The sequence below is a fragment of the Thermomonas beijingensis genome, from assembly GCF_020034655.1.
Lineage (GTDB): Bacteria > Pseudomonadota > Gammaproteobacteria > Xanthomonadales > Xanthomonadaceae > Thermomonas > Thermomonas beijingensis.
On the sequence record NZ_JAIQDJ010000004.1, the window covers coordinates 108,163 to 131,137 of the forward strand.

21 protein-coding genes are annotated in these 22,975 nt (G+C 61.3%); 15 read left to right on the forward strand and 6 right to left on the reverse strand.

What is annotated here, in order from left to right:
- Nucleotides 1–8 precede the first annotated feature (8 nt).
- Genes cydX through cydP form a run of 4 tightly spaced genes read right to left on the reverse strand, consistent with a single transcriptional unit; the run spans nt 9 to nt 3,013 of the window.
- Nucleotides 9–134: a cytochrome bd-I oxidase subunit CydX gene (gene cydX, locus K7B09_RS09200; protein WP_223629164.1), complete on the reverse strand. Its 126-nt coding sequence runs from the start codon at nt 132–134 to the stop codon at nt 9–11.
- Nucleotides 134–1,267, reverse strand: coding sequence for a cytochrome d ubiquinol oxidase subunit II (gene cydB, locus K7B09_RS09205; protein ID WP_223629165.1), 1,134 nt, complete (start codon nt 1,265–1,267; stop codon nt 134–136). Before cydB ends, cydX begins: the two co-directional genes overlap by 1 nt.
- Nucleotides 1,260–2,849 (reverse strand): cytochrome ubiquinol oxidase subunit I, encoded by a 1,590-nt coding sequence (locus tag K7B09_RS09210; protein WP_223629166.1) that lies wholly within the window; start codon nt 2,847–2,849, stop codon nt 1,260–1,262. The genes cydB and K7B09_RS09210 overlap by 8 nt, the downstream gene beginning before the upstream one ends.
- A gap of 5 nt (nt 2,850–2,854) precedes the next feature.
- Nucleotides 2,855–3,013, reverse strand: coding sequence for a cytochrome oxidase putative small subunit CydP (cydP, locus tag K7B09_RS09215; RefSeq protein WP_223629167.1), 159 nt, complete (start codon nt 3,011–3,013; stop codon nt 2,855–2,857).
- 85 nt (nt 3,014–3,098) lie between these two features.
- Between cydP and K7B09_RS09220 the strand changes: the two genes are divergently transcribed.
- The 3 genes from K7B09_RS09220 to K7B09_RS09230 all read left to right on the forward strand — a co-directional run bounded on the left by K7B09_RS09220 (nt 3,099) and on the right by K7B09_RS09230 (nt 5,846).
- A complete protein-coding gene (locus tag K7B09_RS09220; RefSeq protein ID WP_223629168.1) occupies nt 3,099–4,046 on the forward strand; it encodes a nucleoside hydrolase in 948 nt (315 codons plus the stop codon).
- Nucleotides 4,047–4,126: 80 nt separating this feature from the next.
- Nucleotides 4,127–4,369: a type B 50S ribosomal protein L31 gene (locus K7B09_RS09225; protein WP_223629169.1), complete on the forward strand. Its 243-nt coding sequence runs from the start codon at nt 4,127–4,129 to the stop codon at nt 4,367–4,369.
- Nucleotides 4,370–4,556: 187 nt separating this feature from the next.
- On the forward strand, nt 4,557–5,846 hold the full coding sequence (locus K7B09_RS09230) for a citrate synthase (RefSeq protein ID WP_223629170.1): 1,290 nt from the start codon (nt 4,557–4,559) through the stop codon (nt 5,844–5,846).
- Nucleotides 5,847–5,925: 79 nt separating this feature from the next.
- Here the strand turns inward: K7B09_RS09230 and K7B09_RS09235 are convergent, their stop codons facing one another.
- Both K7B09_RS09235 and K7B09_RS09240 read right to left on the reverse strand, forming a co-directional pair.
- Complete coding sequence (locus K7B09_RS09235; protein ID WP_223629171.1) at nt 5,926–6,600, reverse strand: hypothetical protein; 675 nt, start codon at nt 6,598–6,600, stop codon at nt 5,926–5,928.
- Nucleotides 6,601–6,667: 67 nt separating this feature from the next.
- A complete protein-coding gene (locus K7B09_RS09240) occupies nt 6,668–9,199 on the reverse strand; it encodes a penicillin-binding protein 1A (protein ID WP_223629172.1) in 2,532 nt (843 codons plus the stop codon).
- A gap of 239 nt (nt 9,200–9,438) precedes the next feature.
- Between K7B09_RS09240 and K7B09_RS09245 the strand changes: the two genes are divergently transcribed.
- The 12 genes from K7B09_RS09245 to K7B09_RS09300 all read left to right on the forward strand — a co-directional run bounded on the left by K7B09_RS09245 (nt 9,439) and on the right by K7B09_RS09300 (nt 22,967).
- Nucleotides 9,439–10,497, forward strand: coding sequence for a pilus assembly protein PilM (locus K7B09_RS09245; protein ID WP_223629173.1), 1,059 nt, complete (start codon nt 9,439–9,441; stop codon nt 10,495–10,497).
- A complete protein-coding gene (locus K7B09_RS09250) occupies nt 10,497–11,204 on the forward strand; it encodes a PilN domain-containing protein (RefSeq protein ID WP_223629174.1) in 708 nt (235 codons plus the stop codon). The genes K7B09_RS09245 and K7B09_RS09250 overlap by 1 nt, the downstream gene beginning before the upstream one ends.
- The gene (locus K7B09_RS09255; RefSeq protein WP_223629175.1) at nt 11,201–11,890 is read left to right on the forward strand and encodes a type IV pilus inner membrane component PilO; all 690 of its coding nucleotides are present in this window, start codon (nt 11,201–11,203) and stop codon (nt 11,888–11,890) included. The genes K7B09_RS09250 and K7B09_RS09255 overlap by 4 nt, the downstream gene beginning before the upstream one ends.
- Nucleotides 11,891–11,898: 8 nt before the next feature.
- Nucleotides 11,899–12,411 carry a pilus assembly protein PilP gene (locus tag K7B09_RS09260; protein ID WP_374350438.1) on the forward strand — a complete coding sequence of 171 codons (513 nt, stop codon included), beginning with the start codon at nt 11,899–11,901 and terminating at the stop codon, nt 12,409–12,411.
- Nucleotides 12,412–12,426: 15 nt separating this feature from the next.
- Nucleotides 12,427–14,553 (forward strand): type IV pilus secretin PilQ, encoded by a 2,127-nt coding sequence (locus K7B09_RS09265; RefSeq protein ID WP_223629176.1) that lies wholly within the window; start codon nt 12,427–12,429, stop codon nt 14,551–14,553.
- 133 nt (nt 14,554–14,686) lie between these two features.
- On the forward strand, nt 14,687–15,679 hold the full coding sequence (locus tag K7B09_RS09270) for an AAA family ATPase (RefSeq protein ID WP_223629177.1): 993 nt from the start codon (nt 14,687–14,689) through the stop codon (nt 15,677–15,679).
- 12 nt (nt 15,680–15,691) lie between these two features.
- On the forward strand, nt 15,692–16,594 hold the full coding sequence (locus K7B09_RS09275) for a DUF58 domain-containing protein (protein WP_223629178.1): 903 nt from the start codon (nt 15,692–15,694) through the stop codon (nt 16,592–16,594).
- On the forward strand, nt 16,591–17,079 hold the full coding sequence (locus K7B09_RS09280) for a DUF4381 domain-containing protein (protein WP_223629179.1): 489 nt from the start codon (nt 16,591–16,593) through the stop codon (nt 17,077–17,079). Before K7B09_RS09275 ends, K7B09_RS09280 begins: the two co-directional genes overlap by 4 nt.
- On the forward strand, nt 17,076–18,083 hold the full coding sequence (locus tag K7B09_RS09285; RefSeq protein ID WP_223629180.1) for a vWA domain-containing protein: 1,008 nt from the start codon (nt 17,076–17,078) through the stop codon (nt 18,081–18,083). The genes K7B09_RS09280 and K7B09_RS09285 overlap by 4 nt, the downstream gene beginning before the upstream one ends.
- Nucleotides 18,080–19,933, forward strand: coding sequence for a VWA domain-containing protein (locus tag K7B09_RS09290; RefSeq protein ID WP_223629181.1), 1,854 nt, complete (start codon nt 18,080–18,082; stop codon nt 19,931–19,933). The genes K7B09_RS09285 and K7B09_RS09290 overlap by 4 nt, the downstream gene beginning before the upstream one ends.
- Nucleotides 19,930–21,576, forward strand: a complete 1,647-nt coding sequence (locus K7B09_RS09295) for a BatD family protein (RefSeq protein WP_223629182.1) — start codon at nt 19,930–19,932, stop codon at nt 21,574–21,576. Before K7B09_RS09290 ends, K7B09_RS09295 begins: the two co-directional genes overlap by 4 nt.
- Nucleotides 21,577–21,626: 50 nt before the next feature.
- Nucleotides 21,627–22,967: a dicarboxylate/amino acid:cation symporter gene (locus K7B09_RS09300; RefSeq protein WP_223629183.1), complete on the forward strand. Its 1,341-nt coding sequence runs from the start codon at nt 21,627–21,629 to the stop codon at nt 22,965–22,967.
- Nucleotides 22,968–22,975: the final 8 nt, after the last annotated feature.

Sequence of the window (22,975 nt, forward strand, 5' to 3'; positions counted from 1 at the left end):
CGGCGCCCTCAGGGGGCTTCGAACGGCCGCTTCACGCCGCGCGCGCGGTCGCTGTGCAGCTCGTACCACATGGCATTGAGGATCGCGAACGCGGCGGCGAACGCGATGCCGAGGATCCAGGTGAAGTACCACATCAGTAACCACCTCCGTTGCGTGCTTGTTCTTCGACGTGGGCGCGGGTCACCTTGCCGCGCATGATCCGGAACGCCCAGGTGCTATAGGCGAGCACCAGCGGCAGGAACACCGCGGTGGCGAACAGCATGATCCCGAGCGTGCGCTGGCTGGACGAGGCGTCCCAGACCGTGAGGCCATGGCCGGGATCGGTGGCCGATGGCAGCAGGAAGGGAAACAGCGCGACGCCGGCGGTCAGGATGACGGTGGCCACCGCCACGGCGCTGGCGACGAAGGCGATCACGCGTTGGCGCACCACCGCCACCGCCAGCATCGACAGGGCGGCCAGTCCCGGCACCAGCCACAGCACCGGGTGGGCCCGCGGGTTGCCCAGCCAGGCGCCGGCTTCCACCACGACTTGCTTGCCCAGCGGATTCGACGGGCCGTCCGCCATGGCGCCAGCGACGATGGCGTGGCCCGGCAGGAACGCGAGCCAGGCGCCGGCTGCCGCGAAGGCGGCCAGCGTGATCACCGCGGCCACGCGTGCCACGCGGTGCGCACGGTCGCCGACCGGGCCTTCGACCTTCATCGCACCAAAGGTGGCACCGTGCATCACCAGCATGGCCAGGCTGACCACGCCCGCGACAAGCGCGAACGGATGGAACAAGCCGAAGAACCGGCCGTCGTAGACCGGCAGCAGGTTGTCGGTGAAGTGGAAGGGCACGCCCAGGAACAGGTTGCCAAATGCCACGCCGAACACCAGCGATGGCACCGCGCCGGCCACCATCAGCGCCCAGTCCCAGCCATTGCGCCATGCCGGGTGCTGGACCTTGTTGCGGAAGTTGAAGCCGACGGGCCGCAGGATGAGTGCCAGCAGTACCAGCAGCATCGCGAAATAGAAGCCGGAAAACGAGGCCGCGTAGAGCATCGGCCACGCCGCGAATACCGCGCCACCGCCAAGGATGAACCAGACCTGGTGGCCCTCCCAATGGGGTTCGATGGCCTCCAGAGCCATCCGGCGCTCGGTGTCGTCGCGGGCGATGAACCGGTAGATCGCGCCCAGGCCCAGGTCGTAGCCATCGGTGACGGCGAAGCCGATCAGCAGGATGCCCAGCAGCAGCCACCAGATCTCGCGCAGGGTGCCGTAGTCAAACATGGCCGTTCTCCTTGGCGGTGGCGTGGGTCTCGTGCGCCTGCTGCGCGTCCGGTAGTGGCCACAGCCTCAGGCCCTCGGGGCCGGCCTTGACCATGCGCCGCATCAGGAACACGTCGAACACGGCCAGCGTGGTGTACAGCAGGACGAAGCCGATCAGGCTGCCGGTGACCTGTGCGCTGCTGGTGGACGAGACACCGAGGAAGGTCGGCAACACGCCGTCGATCGCCCAGGGTTGGCGGCCGTACTCGGCCACGATCCAGCCGAGTTCCGCTGCGATCCATGGCAGCGGCAGGCTCCACAGCGCGATGCGCAGGAAGCGCGGGTTCTCCAGCTTGCGCTTGCTCGCCAGCAAGAAGGCCCAGGTGAACAGCGCGATGAAGAAGAAGCCCAGCGCCACCATGATCCGGAACGAGAAGAACAGCACCGGTACGTTCGGCACGGTCGACCAGGCAGCCTGGTCGATCACGCGTTCGTCGGCCTTGGCCGGATCGTCCACGTACTTCAGGGTCAGCAGGCCGAAGCCCAGGTCCTCGCGCTTGGCCAGGAACGCCTGCTGTTTCGCCGGATTGGTCCGGTCCGCGCGCACGGCGGCCAACGCCGCGTGCGCCTCGATCCCGTTGCGGATGCGCTGCTTGTTCTGCTCCACCAGGTCATGGATGCCCGGCACCTGCTCGTCCAGCGAGCGGGTGGCGATCATGCCCAGCGCCCACGGGATCCGCACCGCCGCCTTGGTCTCGCGCTCCTCCATGCTGGGCAGGCCGAACAGGGTGAACGACGCCGGTGCCGGGGCCGTATGCCACTCGGCCTCGATCGCCGCCACCTTCATGTGCTGGTTCTCCGAGGCGGTGTAGCCGCTCTCGTCGCCCAGCACCACCACCGACAGCGCGGAGGCGAGGCCGAAGCTGGCCGCCACCGTGATGGAGCGCTTCGCGAACTGCAGGTTGCGCCCCTTCAGCAGGTAGTAGGCGCTGATCGACAGCACGAACATCGCGCCGGTCACGTAGCCCGCGCTCACCGTGTGCACGAACTTCGACTGCGCCACCGGATTGAACAGCACGGCGGCGAAGTCGGTCACTTCCATCCGCATGGTCTCGAAGTTGAACTCGGCACCCACCGGATTCTGCATCCAGCCGTTCGCGATCAGGATCCACAGGGCCGAGAAATTCGCACCCAGCGCCATCAACCAGGTCACCACCATGTGTTGCAGCCGGCTCATGCGGTCCCAGCCGAAGAAGAACAGGCCGACGAAGGTGCTCTCCAGGAAGAACGCCATCAGGCCTTCGATGGCCAGCGGCGCGCCGAAGATGTCACCGACGTAGTGCGAGTAGTAGGCCCAGTTGGTGCCGAACTGGAATTCCATGGTGATGCCGGTGGCCACGCCCATGGCGAAGTTGATGCCGAACAGCACGCCCCAGAACTTCACCATCTGCTTCCAGATGACGCGCCCGGTCATCACGTAGACGCTTTCCATGATCGCCAACAGCAGCGCCAAGCCCAGCGTCAGCGGGACGAACAGGAAGTGGTACAGGGCAGTGATCGCGAACTGGAGCCGCGACAGATCGACGACGTGCAGGTCAGGCATGACACTTACCTCGGGGGGGATTCAAGGCGGCGGCCCACGGCGTCTGCGTCGACGTCCGGGCGATGTGCAGGAGTGAAGAACAGGGCGTAAAGCAGTGCCAGCACGATCACCTTGGCGATGACCACGAAGACTAAGTGGACGACGGTGCTGCGCAGGAGCTTCATGAGGATCCGTAATAATTAAGATAATTCTAATATAAATATCGGACTGCACAATCCCCTGAGTCCGGGCGTAGGCCATAATCGGGTGATGAAGACATCCCGTATTCCTCTGTTGATTGATACCGACCCCGGCGTGGACGACGCGCTGGCCCTGCTGATGGCCTTCAACGACCTGCAGCATGAGGTGGTGGGCTTGACCATTGCCGCCGGCAATGTGGGCCTTGCGCACACCGTCGCCAATGCATTGAAACTGTGCGAAGTCTGCGCAGTGCGGGTGCCGGTATTTGCCGGCACCGATGCACCGCTGGTGTTCCCCGCGCGTGATGCCGCTTATGTGCACGGGCGCGATGGGTTTGGCGATACCGGCTATGCGCCTGCAGCCCGCCATGCCGAGGCCGAACACGCGGCGCTGGCGATCTTGCGGCTGTCGCACGAGCACGCCGGCAACTTGCTGCTAGTGGCGTTGGGCCCGCTGACCAATCTGGCGTTGGCGCTCAAACTGGACCCCAGCTTGCCATCGCGAATTGCGCGCTGCGTGGTGATGGGCGCGGCGGTCAGCGCGCACGGCAATATCACCGCAGCGGCCGAGTTCAATATCGCCTTTGATCCAGAGGCGGCGCATATCGTGTTTTCCGCATTCCCGAAGATCGAGCTGGCCGACTGGGAAGCGGTGCTGGCACACGGCTTCCGCCATGACGATGCCGAGCGCTGGCTGGCGGCGGACTCGCCGCGGGCGCGTTTTTATGCCGGCATCTCCGCCCATACCCGCGCCTGGGCCAAGGCCGGCCGCGGCGAGCGCTGGCATGCCGCCGACGCGCTGGCGATGGCGCTGGCCTTGCAGCCGGAGGGTGCGCTGGAGCTGCGGGAGCGGCCGCTGGTGGTGGAAACCGCCGGTCAGCACGCACGCGGAGCCACGATTGTCGATTGGAACCGGCAAACCGGCGCAGCAGATAATGTGGCGATCCTGATGCGCTATGACCAGGCACGTTTCGAGGCCATGATCGAGGCCGCGTTGGCGGCCCCTGGCGGGGCCTGAATTCGGTACAGTTGCACGCCCGGCCACGGCGCGTCTATAATGCGCGGCTCACAATCCGTTCCACTTCCTAGAGTTTGCTCATGAAAGCCGGCATCCATCCCGAATACCGCGACGTCGTCTTCCAGGACGTGACCTCGGACTTCAAGATTCTGACCCGTTCCACCCTCGCCAGCAAAGAAACGGTGAAGTGGGAAGACGGCAATGAATATCCGCTGATCAAAGTGGAAGTCTCGTCGTCTTCGCACCCGTTCTACACCGGTCAAAACAAGATCATGGACACCAGTGGTCGCGTGGATCGGTTTCGCAAGCGCTACCAGAAATAAGCACCTGGCGCTTGTTGTTGCAACGGCCGCCTTTAGGCGGCCGTTTTGCTGTGCGTGGCAGGCTCACATCAGGCGATTGTGACGTTAGTCCAAGGTCGAGCTCGGCAAGCGTATGCGATAATTCGGGTTTCCCCATGCGCAGGCGCATGGCCAATGGCCGTTGCCGCGCTCCCCACTGGAGGTTCTTGTGTCCAACCTTGACCAGATCACCCTGAATGCAGGTGACAAATCGATCGCCATGCCGGTGCTGCACCCGACGCTGGGCCAGCCCTGCGTGGATATTGCGAAGTTGCCAAAAGAAACCGGCTGCTTCACCTATGACCCGGGCTTTGGCGCCACCGCCAGCTGCAAGTCGGCGATTACCTACATTGATGGCGATGCTGGCGTGTTGCTGTATCGCGGCTATCCCATCGAGCAACTGGCTGAGAAGTCCAGCTTCACTGAAGTTGCCTATCTGCTGATGCACGGCGAGCTGCCCAACGCGCTGCAGTTGTCCGGCTTCGAGCACGAGGTGACTCACCACTCGATGATGCATGAGGCGTTTCGTACTTTCCTGTATGGCTTCCGCCACGATGCGCACCCGATGGCGATGCTCACCGGGATGCTGGGTTCTCTGGCCAGCTTCTACCACAATGATCTGAACATCGAAGACCCGGAACAGCGGCGTTTGGCGGCGATCCGCCTGATCGCCAAAATCCCGACGATTGCCGCTGCTTGCCATCGCTATTCGATCGGCTGGCCGATCCGCTACCCGCGTAACAATCTGGAATACACCACCCGCTTCCTGCACATGATGATGGAAGTGCCCAGCGAGCCGCTGGAGCTGAACCCGGTGGCGGCCAAGGCGCTGGATTTGCTGTTCATCCTGCACGCCGATCACGAACAAAACGCATCAACCTCCACCGTGCGTTTGGTCGGCTCCACCGGTGCCAATCCGTATGTCAGCGTCGCCGCAGGCGTTGCCGCACTGTGGGGCCCGGCACATGGTGGTGCCAATGAGGCGGTGCTGAAAATGCTGGGCGAAATCGGTCGTCCGGAGAATGTGCAGTCGGCGGTGGACAAGGCCAAGGACAAGGAATCCGGCTTCCGCCTGATGGGCTTTGGCCATCGCGTCTATAAGAACTTCGATCCACGCGCCAAGATCATCCGCGAGATGACCTACAAAGTGCTGGGCGAGCTTGGCGTCAACGATCCGCTGCTGGACGTGGCGATGAAGTTGGAAGAAGCGGCGCTGAAGGATGATTACTTCGTACAGCGCAAGCTCTACCCGAATGTTGATTTCTACAGTGGCATCATCTACAAGGCGCTGGGGATCCCGGTGGAAATGTTCACCGTGATGTTTGCGATCGCGCGTACTGCCGGCTGGGTCAGCCACTGGCTGGAGCAGCAGAACGACCCGGAAAACCGGATCGGGCGTCCGCGTCAGGTCTATACCGGCGCCCCGACCCGCGACTATGTCGGAATCGCGCAGCGCTGAGTCAGGCAGCACCACCGCGACACGCTCAGGCGCCCCGCAGTGCGGGGCGTTTGTCTGGGTGGGCTGCTTTCTGGGTGGGCTACTTCAAGTCCGCAATATTGCCGGTGATCCCAGGCTCTGCCAATAGCAGGCGGAGTTGGTTAAGTGAGAGGCGTCGCATCGGTTTGCCATCAACCCCTGAAAGCGGCGCTTGCCGCAAGCTGTCCTGTGGCAACACCGTCACGTCAAATTCCAGGCCTTCGGCACTGAATAACCACGCCGGCGCATCGATGTTGCGCTCGTGATCCAGCCGTAACCGATGGCTGCGGGCACTTGCGGGAATGCGGTGCTCTTCCAGCCAGCGGGGCACGGCATCGGCATCGTCGCTGTGCAGGTGCAAACTCACCGGGGAGTGGGCATCGGCGGTGCCGTCCAGCACTGGCCCCACCAGCCGTGGCTGGAAGTGCTGGAAGAATTCCAGCGCCGGCAAGGCCGCTTCGCGCCGGCGTTGCAATTCGGCCTGCCGGTGATCCCCCAGGAACAGGCGTTGATGCTCGCGCAGGGCGTCCTCGATTTCGCGATTGCGCGGCAGGGATGCATCATCAAGGATGCCAAGTCGCTGCGCCGCCTTGCGTTTGGCCAAGTGGAAATCACGGATGCCGCCTTCCGCCATCAGCCGGGCCGCTTCGGTGGCCAGCTGGTGTCGGCGCTCACGCACGCGGGTCTGGGCGTGGATATGCGCGTGCGGTTTGGCGTGTGGATGGCTGGTCGACATCGTTGATCCCCGCACAACGGCCTGCCCCGACTGTACCCGAGCCAGGGCAGGTCGTCATCTTCGAGTATCAGAAAATGTCGAAAGATTCCTCGGAGGGCTGAGTATCGGTGTCGGGTATGGCCAGGGTGTCTTCTTCCATCCGCTGCAAATCTTCTGCCTTCACCCACTCGGTGATGCCGCCTTCCACCCCCGGCAACAGCCGGCCGCTGGCGCTGACGCTGACCTTGACCATGCCTTCCGGTGGATCGGGTAGGCGCAGCGGTTGGTCTTTCAGGGCCACTGCCATGTAGCTGATCCAGATCGGCAGGGCTGCTTTGCCGCCGTATTCACGATAGCCCAGTGACTGGAAGTCATCCCGGCCCACCCACACGGTGGTGACGTACGGGCCGCCAAAACCGGAAAACCACGCGTCGCGGTGGTCATTGGTGGAACCAGTCTTGCCGCCTACGTCATCACGGTTCAGTACTCGTGCGGCGGTGGCGGTGCCACGCTTGACTACATCCCGCATCATCGAGGCCAACTGCCACGCTACCCGTGAATCAATCGCACGTGGCGCAACTTTCGAGCTGGAATCAGCCGGGGTGCTGGACGTTAGGGTATTTGCAGGCATGCTGGCCGTGGCTGCTTTGCCGGTGCTCGCCTGCGCCGGCGCCGCGCTGGCCGCAGCAGTACCGGCGGGGCCCAGGTCAAAGCCATCCACTTTGCCTGATGGTGCAGGTGCAGCAGCTTGCCCGGGTGTGGCGGCGACTGTGCAGCTGGGACAGGCGATGGCGGGGCTTTCCTTGAACAGTTCCTTGCCGTCGCGATCGCGCACACTGTCAATGAACCAAGGTGTGGTCAGGAAGCCGCCGTTAGCGAATACGGTGTAGCCACGCGCCACCGAGATCGGGGTCAACGAGGCGGTCCCCAATGACATCGACAGATTGGGCGGCAGGCTGGCTTCATCGAACCCGAAATGGCTGATATAGCGCCGTGCATAATCCACGCCGATGGTGTCCAGCAGGCGCACCGAAACCAGGTTGCGGGACTGCACCAGCGCCTCGCGCAAGCGCATCGGGCCGGCGAAGTTGCCGCCATCGTTTTGTGGCCGCCATTCATGGCCTTTGCGATCCTTGAACACCACCGGCGCGTCCAGCACGATCGAGGCGGGGTTGAAGCCGCGTTCCATCGCCGCCGCATACAGGAATGGCTTGAAACTGGAGCCCGGCTGGCGACGCGCCTGCACTGCGCGATTGAACTTGTTGCCGGCAAAGCTATATCCACCCACCAACGCCCGCAGCGCGCCGTTGTCGGCATCCAGTGATACCAGGGCCACTTGGGCCAGCGGCAATTGATCCAACTCCCATTGCGGCGGAGTATTGGGCTTGTCGGCAGGCACTGGCAGGCGGCGCACGCGCACCACATCACCACGTTGGGCCAACGCAGCGGCGGGTTTGCCGGTCCAGGACAGGGCGCTTCCGGCGAGCGTCAAAGTTTGGCCATCGGCAAGCACCAGCTGCAATTGGCTCGATTCGTTGGCCGTCACCACCGCGGGCAGCAGGCCGCCTTGCACGGGGATGTCGTGCAACAGGTGCCCAATCGCCTTGGCATCAGCGCCTGCTGGAATTTGCACGGTTTTGTTTGGCTTGCGCCAGCCGTGGCGACGGTCATACACCCGCAGACCATCCACCACTGCGCGATCGGCGGCCGCTTGCAGGGTGGGGTCGATGGTGGTGGTGACGTGGTAGCCCTTGTTGAGGACGTCGCCGCCATAGCGTTCCACCATTTGCTGGCGCACCATTTCGGCCACGTACGGGGCGTATACCTCGATCTGACGCTCATGCGGCGCAGCGTGCATGGGTACCTGGCGTGCGGCATCGACTTCGACACGGCTGGCAAAGCCGAGCTCTGCCATGCGCGGCAGGATGTAATTGTCACGCCGGATTCGGGCGCGATCGGGGTTGCTGATCGGGTTGCCACTGGACGGGAACTTGGGGATGCCGGCAAGCGTGGCGGCTTCATCCAGGTTCAGCTGATCCAGGGTTTTGCCGTAGTAGTACTCGGCGGCAGCGGCCACCCCATACGCGCGATTGCCGAAGAAGCTTTTGTTCAGGTACAGCTCAAAAATCTCGTCCTTGCTCAGCTCTCGCTCCATCTTCATCGCCAGCAGCATCTCAGCGAACTTGCGACGGAAACTGTATTCGGAGCTCAGAAAAAATTGCTTGGCAACTTGTTGGGTGATGGTGGAGCCGCCGGCCACCCGTTCTTGTCCGCCGGTCTTGGCCAGCAGCCAGATCGCACGCGCCACGCCGGTGAAGTCAACCCCGTGGTGTTCGTAAAAATTGGCATCTTCGGCAGCAATAAACGCCTGCTTGACCCGCGCCGGCACCTTGCGGATATCGATCGGATAGCGGCGCATTTCGCCGAACAAACCAATCAGCCGGCCGTCGCGTGCATACACGTACATCGGCTCCTGCAGCTCGATATGGCGCAGGCTCTGGACATCCGGCAGGCGTGAGTTGATGGCATACACCAAGGCCCCGACAACCAGCGCTCCGATCAGGCAAATTGCGACGGAACCCAGCAAAAACCAGCGCAGCAGGCGAGAAAAACGGGGCATTGGCGCAAATTCCGATTGCAGTAAACAAGATCGCGGAGTATATGATGATGCGCCGGCAATCACCGGCCCACGGGGGTGGCCGGTTCAGATCTGCGCTTGCGTTGATCGAGCCGAGCGGGACGGAAAATGGGGTTTTCGGCGGGTGGGCTTTATGTTTGGCTTGCCTTGCGGTAAAAAGTCCGTTATTCATGTACTACAGCACCTAGTGCGCGCAAGCGACTGTGGGAAGGGGAGAAGCCGTGGGCTTGGGGACAAAAACACAACCGCCGTTGATCGGCGTGGACATCAGTTCGACCGCAGTCAAGCTGTTGCAGCTTGCGCGGACGGGCGATCGTTATCGCGTGGAGCACTACGCGGTGGAGCCGTTGCCGCCAAATGCGGTGCTGGAGAAAAATCTGGTCGAGGTCGAGGCTGTGGGCGAAGCGATTCGCCGTGCAGTGGCGCGCTCTGGCTCGCGGGTCAAGCATGCGGCTGCGGCGGTGTCTGGCTCGTCGGTAATCACCAAGGTGATTACCATGCCGGCGGCACTCGACGAAGACGAAATGGAGTCTCAGATTGAGCTCGAGGCGGTCAACTACATTCCGTATCCCGTCGAGGAAGTGAATCTGGACTTCGAGGTAATCGGTGCAGTACCGGGCAATTCCGAGTCGGTGCAGGTGCTGTTGGCGGCCTCGCGCTCGGAGAACGTCGAGGTGCGCGCCTCGGCACTCGAACTGGGTGGCTTGACTGCCAAGGTGATTGATGTCGAGGCCTTCGCCATCGAAAACGCGTTTGCGCTGATGGCGTCCACCCTCAACGTTCCGCGGGATGGCTTGGTAGCCTTGGTGGATGTCGGTGCAACCATGACCACGCTGAATGTCTTGCGCGGTGGCCGCAGCATCTACACCCGCGAAAACGTGTTTGGTGGCAAACAGTTGACCGACGAAGTCATGCGTCGCTACAGCCTGAGCTACGAAGAAGCCGGCTTGGCCAAGCGCCAGGGTGGTTTGCCGGAAAGCTATGAAATCGAAGTGCTGGAGCCATTCAAGGAAGCGATGGTGCAGCAAGTCAGCCGTCTCCTGCAGTTCTTCTATGCCGGTAGTGAATTCAATCGGGTCGATCAGATCGTGCTGGCCGGTGGCTGCGCGTCGATTCCGGGGATTGCGGCAATGGTGGAAGAGCAGCTCGGGATTCCGAGCGTGATGGCTAATCCGCTGGCGCAAATGACCCTCGGGCCGCGCGTGCAAGCGCATGCATTGGCTCAGGACGCGCCCGCTCTCATGATTGCCTGCGGGCTCGCACTCAGGAGCTTCGACTGATGGCACGGATCAATCTCCTCCCGTGGCGTGAAGAACGCCGCAAAGCACGGCAGAAGGAATTCGTCGGGATGCTGGGGCTGGCCGTGTTGGCCGGTATCCTGCTCTCCATCCTGATCTACAGCTTCTATACCGGGCGCGTTTCCAATCAGGCTGCACGCAACGATTTCCTGCGCGGTGAAATCACCAAGGTTGACGGTGAGATCAAGGAAATCGAAGCGCTTGACCAGAAAAAGGCCAAGTTGCTGGCGCGTAAGGAAGTCATTGAGCAGCTGCAAGCCAATCGTTCACAAATGGTGCATCTGTTTGACTCGCTGGTGCGCACCATTCCCGATGGTGTGGCACTGACCGCGATCAAGCAAGAGGGCGACATCCTCACCTTGAGTGGACGTTCGCAGTCCAATGCGCGGGTGTCGACCTATATGCGGCAACTGGAAAGCTCCGGCTGGATGACCAAGCCCGACCTCAATATCATTGAGGCGAAGGAGGGTAACCCGGGTCTGCCGTACGAGTTCACCCTGAAAGTCAAGTTGTCCGATCCCAGCAAGACCAAGGGCACGGACGCCACTGCACCCGCGGATGCGGCAGCTGCTCCGGCTGCAGCTCCGGCAGCTCCGGCAGCTCCGGCAGCCCCGGCAACGGCCGCTCCAGCCGCAGTGCAGCCAGCCTCACCTGCCTCTGCACCTGCCGCAGGAGGGAGCAAGTCGTGAACGAAAAGAAAAAAATCAAACTCAACGAGTTGCAGCTCAACAACATCGGTGGCTGGCCACGCGAAGCGCAGCTGGGCTTTTGCGGGCTGGTGGCGTTGTTCATCGTAGTGCTGGCCTGGTTTTTGATGGTGAAAGGCAAGCAGGACGAATTGAAGTCGCTGGAAGCGCAAGAGTCCGATCTGAAAACAGAGTTCGAGACCAAGCAGGGCAAGGCCGCCAACCTGGAGCCACTCAAACAGCAATTGGTGCAGATGGAACAGCAGCTGCAGCAAATGCTGCGCCAGCTGCCCAGCAAGACCGAAATGCCTGACTTGATTGTGGATATCTCGCAGACGGCACTGGCCACCGGCATCCAGAATGACTTGTTCCAGCCGGGTCCGGAAACCAAGCAAGAGTTCTATGCTGAAAAGCCAATCATGTTGCGCATGGTGGGTACCTACCACCAGTTCGGGGCATTCGTCAGTGGTGTGGCCTCATTGCCACGGGTGGTCATCATGACCATGCACGACATCTCGCTGCAGCCCAAGAATGCCAAGAACAATCCAAATGCCCGCATTGGTCCCAACAGTGCGCTGGAGTTGGCAGGCACCGTGAAGACCTATCGCTATCTGGATGAAGAAGAATCGGCAGAATCCGAGGCAGCGGCCAAGGCTGCACCGGCTGTCGACAAGAAGGGGGGCAAGTGAGCATGCGTATGTCATTGTCCAATCGCCTGCCTTGGCTGCTGCTCCTGCTGCTCTGCGCCGCACTCACCGCTTGTGGCGGCGGGCGTGGGGAGCTGGAGAAGTGGGTTGCCGAGGTGAAGGCCAAGCCGGCCCCGCCGCTGGAGCCGTTGCCGGTGATGCAGCAGTTTGAAACCTTTGAATACACCGCCCAGAACCTGCGCGATCCGTTCGATCAGAGCTTCACTGGCGAAGGTGGCAATGGGCCGCGTCCGGATCCTGGTCGGCGCAAGCAGACCTTGGAAATGTTTTCTCTGGACGGCATGAAAATGGTCGGTACGTTGGGTACCGGGAAGGCGCTGGTGGCACTGGTGATGGCACCTGACAAGGTGACCTATCGCGTGCAGCCAGGCACCTACATGGGGCAAAGCGACGGTCGCGTGACCGCCGTGTACGAAGACCGGATTGAACTGGTCGAACTGGTTCCGGATGGCGCGGGCGGCTGGCTTGAACGCCCCGCCAAGATGGCGCTCGAAGACAATTGATTGGGGAATAAACCGATGACCTTCAACAACGCCACGCAAACGCAGCCGATCCGGCGCTCCTTGCCTCTGGGCCTGCTCACCGCCGCCGTCATGGTGGGGCTGTCTGCCAGCGGCGCAAGCGCAACGCCTGCTTTATCTATCACCGCCGTTGGTATCGGGCAGTCTGCAACCGGTGCACTGGCCGACCCGGCCAAGCGTACCCCCGATGCAGTGACTGTTTCCGCGATTGACTTCAAGCGCGGAGATGGTGGATCAGGCAAGCTGATCCTGAAATTCTCGGGTAACGGTGCTGCGCCTGATCTGCGCAACATGGGCTCAAACGTCATTGTCGATGTCGGCAATGCACAGCTGCCAGCGGCATTGCAGCGGCCGATGAATGTGACGGACTTCGCCACCCCGGTGCAGCGCATCGAGGCACGAGCAACCAGCAGCGGCACGCAGCTGGTGTTGGGTACACAGGGCAATTTCGAGTCCATGGCCTATCAGAGTGGCAACGAGTACATCGTTGAAATCGTGCCGCGTGCTGCCGCAGCCAGTGTGGCCAAGACCTCAGGCAAAGCGCCCGCAATGGGCGCGGTCAAGAGCAACGCGGCCAGTAGCGATGCCGGTACCCGCTATAGCGGCAAGTCTGTCACCTTCAACTTCCAGGACGTCCCCGTCCGCACGGTCTTGCAGCTGATTGCCGAAGAGTCCGGGCTCAACATTGTGGCCGCCGATAATGTGCAGGGTAATGTCACCTTGCGCCTGATGAATGTGCCTTGGGATCAGGCCTTGGATCTGGTGCTGCAAGCCAAGTCGCTGGACAAGCGTCGTAACGGCAACGTGGTGTGGGTGGCCCCGCAGAAGGAAATCGCCGATTTCGAACAGGCCAAGGAAGATGCGCGCATCAACCTGGAAGAGCGTTCGGAAAAAGTGACCGAATACATCCCGGTGAATTATGCCAGCGCGGAAGATATCGCCAAATTGCTGACCGAAGAGAGCAAGGGCAACCAAGGCGGCGGTGGCGGCGGTGGTGGTGGCGGTAGTCAAGGTGGGCAAAATTCACAAGATCGTGGTTTCTTGTCCAGCCGTGGCAGCTTGAGTTACGACAAGCGGACCAATACGTTGCTGGTCGTGGATATCGCAAAGAAAGTAGATGCCATCAAGAAGTTGGTGCAGGAACTCGACAAGCCGGTTGATCAGGTAGTGATTGAAGCCCGCATCGTGATCGCCAACGAAAATGTGGCGCGCGAGCTGGGTGCGCGATTTGGTATCAGTGGCAATCGTGATAATGCCTATTTCAGTGGAAATTTGGAAACAAACACCACGAATAATCAATCAATTGTCAGTACCGATCTGGCAAATCGCAATGAAATCGCACGTGTCAATGCTGCAAATAGCAAGATATTGAATCAGTATCAGTCGGATACAAAGGCGTACCAGAATAGTTTGGCAGCATGGCAGGCAAAGGGTGATCCCACTACGGCAGCACCAACCCCACCGACACAGCCTACGCTGGAGACTGCCAAGTTCCTGACCAACACCATTACCCGTGGCTTGATGACCAATTTGCCGGCTGCGCTTAGTGGGACAAGCCCGGGCTCATTGGCCTTGTCTATTCTCAATGCCGGGTATTTATTGGACGTCGAGCTGTCCGCAATTCAGACGCAAGGCCGTGGTGAAGTCATTTCCAACCCGCGTATCGTGACCAGCAACCAGAAGGAAGCGGTGATCCGCCAAGGCAAGGAAATCGGCTACCTGACTGTATCTGGTGGTCAGGGTGGCAATGTGCCAACGGTACAATTCAAGGAAGCACTGCTGGAATTGAAGGTCACGCCCACCATCACCAATGATGGTCGCGTGTTCCTGAATATGGGGGTGAAGAAAGATGAGCTGGATGGCATGGTCAGCTTGGGCAGCTTCGGTTCAGTGCCTCAGATTGCCAAGCGCGAAGTGAATACGGCGGTGCTGGTGGAAGATGGCCAAACCGTGGTGATCGGCGGGGTGTATGAGTTCAGTGACACCACCGAGCTGTCCAAGGTGCCTTTCTTGGGCGATATCCCGGTGCTCGGGAATCTGTTCCGTAACAAGAATCGCAGCAAGAGCAAGGCTGAATTGCTGGTGTTCGTGACCCCGAAGGTGATGCGCGTCAGTCAGCGTTGATTGCGGGCAATCGCCCCAGTTGTGCAACGGGAGCCGCAAGGCTCCCGTTGTCGTTTCGGGCCACCGCAAACCGGTGAGCGAACCATTTTGGCGTGTCGTGGTCGAACCCGCTGCAGAGCAATCAGGAGTGACGATGGAGAGTCAGGCAACCGTTAGCAGTCATTTGCACCACACCTTTCGTCGGCTTGGCGAGGAACTGGCCGGAGAAATCGTCGGGCAGGCCATGCTGATCGAGCGCTTGATGATTGCCTTGCTGGCCGACGGCCATCTATTGGTGGAGGGCGCACCCGGCTTGGCTAAGACCAATGCAGTGCGGGCCTTGGCGGCACGCTTGGATGCTGACTTTGCGCGCGTGCAATTTACCCCCGATTTGCTACCTGCTGACCTGACCGGAACCGAAGTGTGGCGACCGCAGCAGGGGCAATTCGAGTTCCAGTCAGGCCCGATTTTTCATTCAATTCTGCTCGCGGATGAGATCAACCGCGCACCAGCCAAGGTACAGTCTGCCTTGCTGGAGGCGATGGGCGAGCGCCAGGTCACAGTGGGTAGGCAAACTTATCCGTTGCCAGCGTTGTTCATGGTGATGGCAACGCAAAATCCAATTGAGCAAGAGGGTACGTTTCCATTACCCGAGGCGCAGTTGGATCGCTTCCTGATGCACGTGCGTATCGGCTACCCGCAGGTGGAAGCGGAAACCGAAATCCTGCGCTTGGCACGCGAGCGCGCACGCGAAGCGATGCAGCCACAACCGCGTACTACGGTTCGTATTTCACAGGGAGATGTGTTTGCCGCACGTCGGGCGGTGCTTGATCTGCACATGGCGCCGACATTGGAGCGTTACCTGATCGAGCTGGTGTTGGCTTCGCGTGATCCTGCGCGGTATGACGCTGGCTTGGCAAGACGTATTGCGTGGGGTGCCAGTCCACGTGGCTCGATTGCACTCGAGCGCTGTGCGCGTGCCCGTGCATGGCTGGCCGGGCGTGATTTTGTGACACCCGAGGATGTGCGTGCGGTTGCGGTCGATGTCTTGCGCCATCGTGTGCTGCCTAGTTTCGAGGCAACCGCCGAGGGTTGGGATGGCGAGCGCTTGGTGAACGAGCTAGTGCGGCTGGTGCCGTTGCCGTGAGTTGGCATCGTTATGCATGAAGGCATCATTCCGACACTCGCCGAGCTCATCGCCCTGCGCACGCAGGTTGCGGGGCGGCGGGTGGCGCGGCGCGGAAGTTCAGGTGTGCAGGGCCACGCGCAATCAAATCTTCGTGGGCGCGGGATGGAGTACGCCGAGTCGCGGGAATATGCGATGGGTGACGACGCCCGGCATATCGATTGGCGGCTGACCGCACGTAGTGGAAAGCCGCATACCAAGCTGTATCAAGCCGAGCGAGAACGGCTAACTTTACTGGTGGCCGATACCGCGCCGGCGCTGTATTTCGGTACACGCGTGCGCTTCAAATCGGTGCAGGCCGCCCGTGCGGGTGCGCTGGCAGCATGGTTGGCGGCTGCAGACGGTGATCGTATTGCTGCTTTGCGCGGCACTTCAAAAGAGGCTCCCGTTGCACCAGCCTCTGGTTCACGTGGAGCGCTGCGGGTGTTGGATGCATTGGTGCGCTGGTATGCCCATCCGCCAACGGATGATCTCGGCTTGGTGCAGGCACTGAAGCAGGCGCAGCGCTTGCTGCGGCCTGGCTCGCGATTGCTGGTGTTGGCCGATCCTGCCAGCCTGCCATCCGTTCCCGACGCACTATGGCCTGCCTTGGCGCAACATCATGAATTGCTGGTGGTGGTGTTGACCGATCCGTTGGAATGCCGGCCACCGGTTGCACGATTGCCGTTTCGCACTCGCAATGCTGCGCGTATTGCGCTGGATTTGGACAGTGCCGCTGTTCGGCAGCGTTGGAAACATGTATTTGCAGACCCCGTTGAGCAGACAGTCGCCAAGTTGCAAGCGCAGGGTGCCCGTGTGATGCGAGTGTCCAGCGAGGATGCGAGTGATGTCTGGTTGTCGCTGCTGCAGCGCGCACCTGCGGGGCAGCGGCGATGACGCCGGCCTCGGTTCCCGCGCTGCCAGCACTGCCACTCAAGGCGATGCATCCTGGGCTTTCACCCGCGTGGTGGCCACCGGCACCGGGTTGGTGGCTGGTGCTGCTGGTGGTGGTGTTACTGGCGGGTGGAGTCGTCTGCTGGCTGCATGGAAAGCGGAAACGCACTAACGCGCTAATGCATTATTTCGATCATGCATTAGCGCAGGCGATCACACCGGCGGCACAGGTGGCCGCGATGTCGGAATTACTGCGGCGCGCAGCGCGCAGTGTTGATCCGTTGGCGGATCGATTGGCGGGGCTTGCTTGGCTGCAATTTCTCGATGCTGGCTTGCCGCACCCGGTATTTACATCAAATCAAGGTACTTCAGACATCGGCGCCACGTTATTGGAGGGTGCATTTCGGCCGCAAGTTGAGGTGCACGCCGTGGATGCCTTGCGCCAACATGCGCGGCAGCGCTATGTGCTGTGGATGCGTGGCATATGAGTCTGTTACCAGCCTGGCTTGCCTTTGACGGATTTGCATGGCCGTGGTGTTTGCTGTTGTGCCTGTTGCCATGGCTGGTGCGCTTGTTGCCGCCGATCATCGGGGATCAGCAGCCGGCATTGCAGGTGCCGTGGGCAAACAGGTTGCAGCAGGTGGCTGCGGGCAACCGCGGTCTAGTCAGCCCGCACAAGTTTCCATGGCTGGCTTGGCTGGCGTGGTGCCTTGTGTGTGTGGCCGTCGCAAGGCCACAGCAATTGGGCCCAGCGGTGGCACCGCCACAGGCCGGGCGCGAGATGATGTTGGCGGTCGATCTGTCGGGCAGCATGGGCGAGGAGGACATGGCGCTGGGCGGGCGTGCCGTGGATCGGCTGACGGCGATCAAGGCCGTGGTGTCGGATTTTCTGGATCGACGCGACGGTGACCGCATCGGCCTGATCGTGTTCGGAGATCGTGCGTTTGCACTCACCCCGCTGACGCAAGATCGCGCCAGTGTGCGTCAGCAACTACAGACAATGGTGGTGGGCTTGGCGGGAAGATCCACTGCAATGGGCGATGCCATTGCGCTTGCCACCAAGCGTTTGCAACAACAACCGAATCCAGAAAAAGTGCTGATTTTACTTACCGACGGCGTCAATACTGCCGGGACATTGGATCCGCAAAAAGCGGCGCAGATCGCAAAACAGGCAGGTGTACGGATCCATGCCATTGCCTTTGGCGGTGATGGTGCTGCGGTGTCGCTACTGGGGTTTCAGTTGCCGCTTGGGGGCGGTGATGACGTAGATGAAGCAGGCTTGGCACGTATCGCCAAGGTGACTGGTGGCAAGTTCTTTCGTGCCCGCGATACCGGACAGTTGGTCGGTATCTACCAGGAAATCGACAAGCTCGAGCCGGTGCAGCGGCAAGGCCAAGCTGTGCGGCCCTTGATCGAACGCTATCCGGCTCCGTTGAGTGCGGCTCTGGTGCTTGGTTTGCTGGCAGTGTTGTGGCCAAGGCGGACAGCATGAGTGGATGGCTCAGCACACTGGCGCAGCTACATTTCCTGCGGCCGTGGTGGTTGCTGGTGCTGTTGTGCGTACCGGCCTTGCTATGGTGGCAACGATCACGCATGCGGCAAAACAATGTGTGGCGCGATGCTGTGGATGCGCATTTGTTGCCGCACCTGTTGGAAGCAGATCACCCGTCATCGAAAAATGCGTGGCATGGCCGCTGGGGGGTATGTGCGCTGGTGCTGGCGATGCTGGCACTGGCGGGGCCCAGCCTGCGCAAGGACGTGCGGCCGTTGTGGCAGGCACGCATGCCTTTGGTGATTGCGCTGGATCTTTCCAGCGCCAGCATGGCGACAGATTTGCCGCCGAATCGGCTGGCGCAGGCACGCACCAAAATCGCGAATTTGTTGCGCGCGCGCGCGGGCGGCCAGGTGGCCTTGGTCGTGTTTGCCGAGGATGCCTACACCGTTGCACCGCTGACATCAGATGCCGCGAACCTTGCCCTGTTTCTGGATGCGCTATCACCGGATGTGATGCCGGAGGATGGGCAGCGGCCGGATCGAGCCATCCGCTGGTCGCAGCAACTCCTGCAGCAAGCCGGCTTCAGTCGCGGCGATATTTTATTGCTCACCGATCACGCCAGACCCGACGACCTCAACGCTGCGTCGCTGGCGCGAACAGCCGGCTATCGGGTGTCCGTATTGGGCTTGGGCAGTGCGCAAGGCGGCGTGTTCCAATCAGGCAACGGTTTGCAGCGTGCGCGTCTGGATGCCGACTCCTTGCGCGCCTTGGCCAGCCGAGGTGGCGGCGAGTATGTGCGATTGACTACGGATGATGCCGATCTGCGCAGCTTGGGCGTATTAACAGCGACCGGCAAGGCGCTGGCAACGGCACAGGGCAGCACGGTTGCCAGTTGGCGGGATGATGGTTACTGGTTGTTGCCGATCGTGTTGCTGTTGTGTCTGCCTTTGTTTCGTCGTGGTGGCATTCTCGTGCTGCTACTGGCGTGCGGCGTGTATTTGCCGCTGCTATCCACGCCCGCATACGCGCAAACCGACGTGCTGGGAAAAGGATCACTGTGGCAGCGCGCCGATCAGATGGCCCATGCGCGGATGCTGCAAGGTATCGCCGCTTATGACAAAAACGACTACGCACAAGCGATTGCCACGCTATCGACGTTACCCAGCGCCGATGCGCAATACAACCTGGGCAATGCACTGGCCCGCGCCGGGCGGTATGACGACGCCATTGCCGCTTACAACCGCGCGTTGCAACAACAACCATACATGGCCGATGCGCAGTTCAACAAGCGCGTTGTGGAGCAGGCCAAACGTGAGCAGCAACAACAGAAAAGTCGATCACAGGACGGCAAGCAGTCGCCGCGCTCGCAAGGTGCGCAGCAAGCCAATTCGCAAAACAAGCCACAAGACAGCCAACAAGGTAATACGCAACAGCAGCAAGCGCAGAATCAAAATGTAGCGCAGGGCCAACCGCAGTCACCTAAGCAGGATGGGTCCCGGCAGAATGCTTCGCAGCAAAACGCTTCGCAGCAGAATGCTCCATCGAGGCATCAATCCAATACACAGCGATCACCACAACCGCAGGATGCACAAGCGCAGCAGCAAGCCAATACCGCGCAGCAACAGCGCATGCAGCAAGCGTTGCGCGATACGCAGAACCCGCAGCGGGATGCCGCTGCCAAGCTGCCCCGCAAGCTGCGGGTCGGCCAGCCACCAGAAACCTCTGCACAGCGTGAGCAGCGGCTGGCAGACCAAGCGACGTTGCAGCGCGTGCCGGACGACCCCGGTGCACTGCTGCGCGCACGCTTCCAATTGGAAGCCCGGCGTCGGCGTGGTGACGGGCCATGAAGCGTGCGTGCCTGGGTATGTTGCTGCTGATGTTGCTGTGGGCGACGTCGGCCTTCGCGCAGACGCGGGCGGTACTGGACCGCACCACCATTTCCTTTGGTGAAACCGTTGTACTGACCATCGAGACCGACCAAGGGGTGCAGCAGATCGACTATGCACCACTGCAACGCCAGTTCGAGATTGGCGGGCAAAGCGTGCGTCGAAGCTATGCCTTGGTGAACGGTCGCGCCAGTGCAACGACCGTGTTTTCGATTGGGTTACGTCCGCGCGGCCCGGGGGTATTGACGCTGCCTGCACTGCGTGTGGGCAACGCGGTGACTGCACCGTTGCGATTGCTGGTGCAGCCGCCCTCGGTGCAACAGGCCAGCGCGCATAGTGATGTATTTGTGGAAACCCAGGTGGATGCCAGCCAGCCTTATGTGCAGCAGGCGGTAGGGGTGACCGTGCGCTTGAATTACGCGGTGCCGTTGCTGTCTGGGCAATTGGATTTGGATACCCCAGACACGGCCGGCCTGCAGCAAGTGGGGGAGGACGCTACCTATGAGCGTGACATTGGCGGGCGCCGCTATCACGTGGTGGAGCGCCACTACTTATTGATCCCCGAACGTAGCGGCCCGTTGCGCTTGTCGGGCGCGCGTTTCAATGGTTTGGCGGGTGGCGGCTTCGTCGATCAACTGTTTGATGAGGCACGTCATCCGTTATCGGCTGCGTCCTCTGGACAAGCCTTGCAGGTACAGCCGATTCCGGTCAATGCCGCGCAGCCATGGCTGCCATTGCACGCACTGACGTTGCGTTATCTCAATCAGCCGGCCAGCGCACGAGTGGGCCAGGCAACCACGGTGCAGATTGAAGCTGTCGCCGATGGTGCTACCGCTGCGCAAATGCCCACCATCGAGATTCCGGCAACGGCGGCGGTTTCGGTATTTGCTGATCCACCGCAGGTGGAGGATCAGTTTTTCAACGGCAGGCCGCGCACGACGTTGCACCGCAAGTTTTCACTGGTCCCCAATCAAGCCGGTGCAGTGGTGTTGGCAGGGCCGAAAGTGGCTTGGTGGGATGCCGAGCAACACACTGCGCGGATCGCCGAACTGCCGCCGTTGTCGTTGCAAGTGGCCGCTGGAGTGGCTTCGGCAACGCGTCCGCAATCCGTAGCGCCGGTGGAAGCCGTGCAGTCCACGCTCCCGCAACAGTCTGCGCCTGCCGCCCGGATGCAGGATGCGTGGATCTCGCCGCGCAACGCTTGGCTTTTGCTGCTGTTGATATTGATCGTCAGCACAGGATGGGGGGGGATGGCCGGTTATCGCAGACACCGCGCAAGGTCTGCCGCACACGCCGATGTCCCGGTGGCATCTCGGCCAGTGGCTTCGCTGCAACAGGCATTGCGCGATGGCGTGTTGCAGGACATCGGGCAAGCGTTGGTGCAGCAGGCAGGGTTGGCCACCGATGCTCTTGAGGGTGTTTGTACGAAGTTGGCAGACCCTGTGCAAGTCAGCGCAGTGCGGCAGCTGCAGCAGGCGCGTTGGGGCGGCGGGGATGCGGGGGCGGCGTTGCAAGCGCTGCGGAAGGCTTTTTCTGCGGGTGCACACTGGCGCAGGACGAGCCAGCAAGCGAAATCCCTCCTGCCGCCGCTCTATCCGGAATAGCGCCAAACCTTTGTTAAGCTGCGGCATTGATTTTGTCATTCGAGTCCCGCATGCACACCACAGTCACCGCGCCTTCCACGCCTGCCAAGGGCATGCCGCTGCATTACAAAGTGCTGATTGGTTTCGTGCTGGGCACCGCGTTGGGTCTGGCGGGGCACGCGCTGGCGTTGGATGCGCAGTGGATCCACGGGCTGATTGACTACGTCACCAAACCGTTCGGGCAAATCTTTCTCAATTTGTTGTTCATGCTGGTAGTGCCGCTGATTTTTTCGGCGCTGGTGCTGGGTGTGGCCGAATTGGGCGATATCGCTGCATTGGGCCGGTTGGGTTGGAAGACGTTGATCTACACCGCTGTGGTGACGGCCGCGGCGGTGGGGATTGGCCTGCTCTGCGTCAATTTGCTGCAACCGGGTCTGCACATGGATCCGGCGCTGGTGCAAAAAACCATGAGCGGCAATGTGCTGAAGGCCGGCGAAATTGTCAGCAAGGGCAACGAGCTGCGCCTGATGGACCTGCTGGTCAACATCGTGCCGCACAACATCGTGGGCGCGATGGCCGACGACAAACAAAAACTAGGCATCGTCTTTTTTGCGCTGATGATTGGTATCGGCTTGGTGATGAAGCCCACGCCCGGCACGCATGCCTTCAAGGGCGCGCTGCACGGCCTGTTCGAAATCAGCATGCACCTGATTGGGTTGTTCATTCGCTTGGCCCCGTATGCGGTGGCTTGCTTCATGTTCAACCTGACCTTCCAGTTGGGCTTTGATGTCATTCGCAGCCTGATCTGGTTTGTGGTGACCGTGCTGCTGGCGCTGGCCATCCACGGCTTTGTGGTGATCCCGCTGTGGGTCAAACTGATGGGCGGGATGTCGCCACGGGTGTTTTTCCGTGAAACCCAGGAAGCCACCCTCACCGCGTTTGCTACCGCATCGTCCACCGCCACCTTGCCGGTGACCCTGCGGGTGGCCGAAGACAACCTCAAGCTGCCGCGCAAAGTCAGCCGCTTCGTGCTGACCGTGGGCGCATCTGCCAACCACCATGGCACCGCCTTGTTCGAAGGCATCACCGTGCTGTTTTTGGCGCAGGTGTATGGCCTGCACCTGCCACTGACCCAGCAGTTGATGGTGCTGGTGCTGTGCATTCTCGGGGGTATCGGCACCGCCGGTATTCCGTCGGGTTCGCTGCCGGTGATCGCGATGATCTGCGGCATCATCGGAATTGATCCTGCCGGCATCGGCATCATCATCGGCGTCAACACCTTCCTCGACATGTGCCGTACCTCCCTCAACGTCACCGGTGACCTGGCTACCGCCGTGGTGGTTGCGCATCGCAGCGGCGAAAAGGATCTGGACGATGCGGCGATGGAGAAGCTGGACGAGATTGTGCGGTAAGGCGGGTG

Bases quoted from the DNA above. Each gene is read 5' to 3' on its own strand.
- cydX (WP_223629164.1), bottom strand. From the start codon at position 134: ATGTGGTACTTCACCTGGATCCTCGGCATCGCGTTCGCCGCCGCGTTC.
- cydB (WP_223629165.1), bottom strand. From the start codon at position 1,267: ATGTTTGACTACGGCACCCTGCGCGAGATCTGGTGGCTGCTGCTGGGC.
- K7B09_RS09210 (WP_223629166.1), bottom strand. From the start codon at position 2,849: ATGCCTGACCTGCACGTCGTCGATCTGTCGCGGCTCCAGTTCGCGATC.
- cydP (WP_223629167.1), bottom strand. From the start codon at position 3,013: ATGAAGCTCCTGCGCAGCACCGTCGTCCACTTAGTCTTCGTGGTCATC.
- K7B09_RS09220 (WP_223629168.1), top strand. From the start codon at position 3,099: ATGAAGACATCCCGTATTCCTCTGTTGATTGATACCGACCCCGGCGTG.
- K7B09_RS09225 (WP_223629169.1), top strand. From the start codon at position 4,127: ATGAAAGCCGGCATCCATCCCGAATACCGCGACGTCGTCTTCCAGGAC.
- K7B09_RS09235 (WP_223629171.1), bottom strand. From the start codon at position 6,600: ATGTCGACCAGCCATCCACACGCCAAACCGCACGCGCATATCCACGCC.
- K7B09_RS09240 (WP_223629172.1), bottom strand. From the start codon at position 9,199: ATGCCCCGTTTTTCTCGCCTGCTGCGCTGGTTTTTGCTGGGTTCCGTC.
- K7B09_RS09250 (WP_223629174.1), top strand. From the start codon at position 10,497: ATGGCACGGATCAATCTCCTCCCGTGGCGTGAAGAACGCCGCAAAGCA.
- K7B09_RS09260 (WP_374350438.1), top strand. From the start codon at position 11,899: ATGTCATTGTCCAATCGCCTGCCTTGGCTGCTGCTCCTGCTGCTCTGC.
- K7B09_RS09265 (WP_223629176.1), top strand. From the start codon at position 12,427: ATGACCTTCAACAACGCCACGCAAACGCAGCCGATCCGGCGCTCCTTG.
- K7B09_RS09270 (WP_223629177.1), top strand. From the start codon at position 14,687: ATGGAGAGTCAGGCAACCGTTAGCAGTCATTTGCACCACACCTTTCGT.
- K7B09_RS09275 (WP_223629178.1), top strand. From the start codon at position 15,692: ATGCATGAAGGCATCATTCCGACACTCGCCGAGCTCATCGCCCTGCGC.
- K7B09_RS09280 (WP_223629179.1), top strand. From the start codon at position 16,591: ATGACGCCGGCCTCGGTTCCCGCGCTGCCAGCACTGCCACTCAAGGCG.
- K7B09_RS09285 (WP_223629180.1), top strand. From the start codon at position 17,076: ATGAGTCTGTTACCAGCCTGGCTTGCCTTTGACGGATTTGCATGGCCG.
- K7B09_RS09290 (WP_223629181.1), top strand. From the start codon at position 18,080: ATGAGTGGATGGCTCAGCACACTGGCGCAGCTACATTTCCTGCGGCCG.
- K7B09_RS09295 (WP_223629182.1), top strand. From the start codon at position 19,930: ATGAAGCGTGCGTGCCTGGGTATGTTGCTGCTGATGTTGCTGTGGGCG.
- K7B09_RS09300 (WP_223629183.1), top strand. From the start codon at position 21,627: ATGCACACCACAGTCACCGCGCCTTCCACGCCTGCCAAGGGCATGCCG.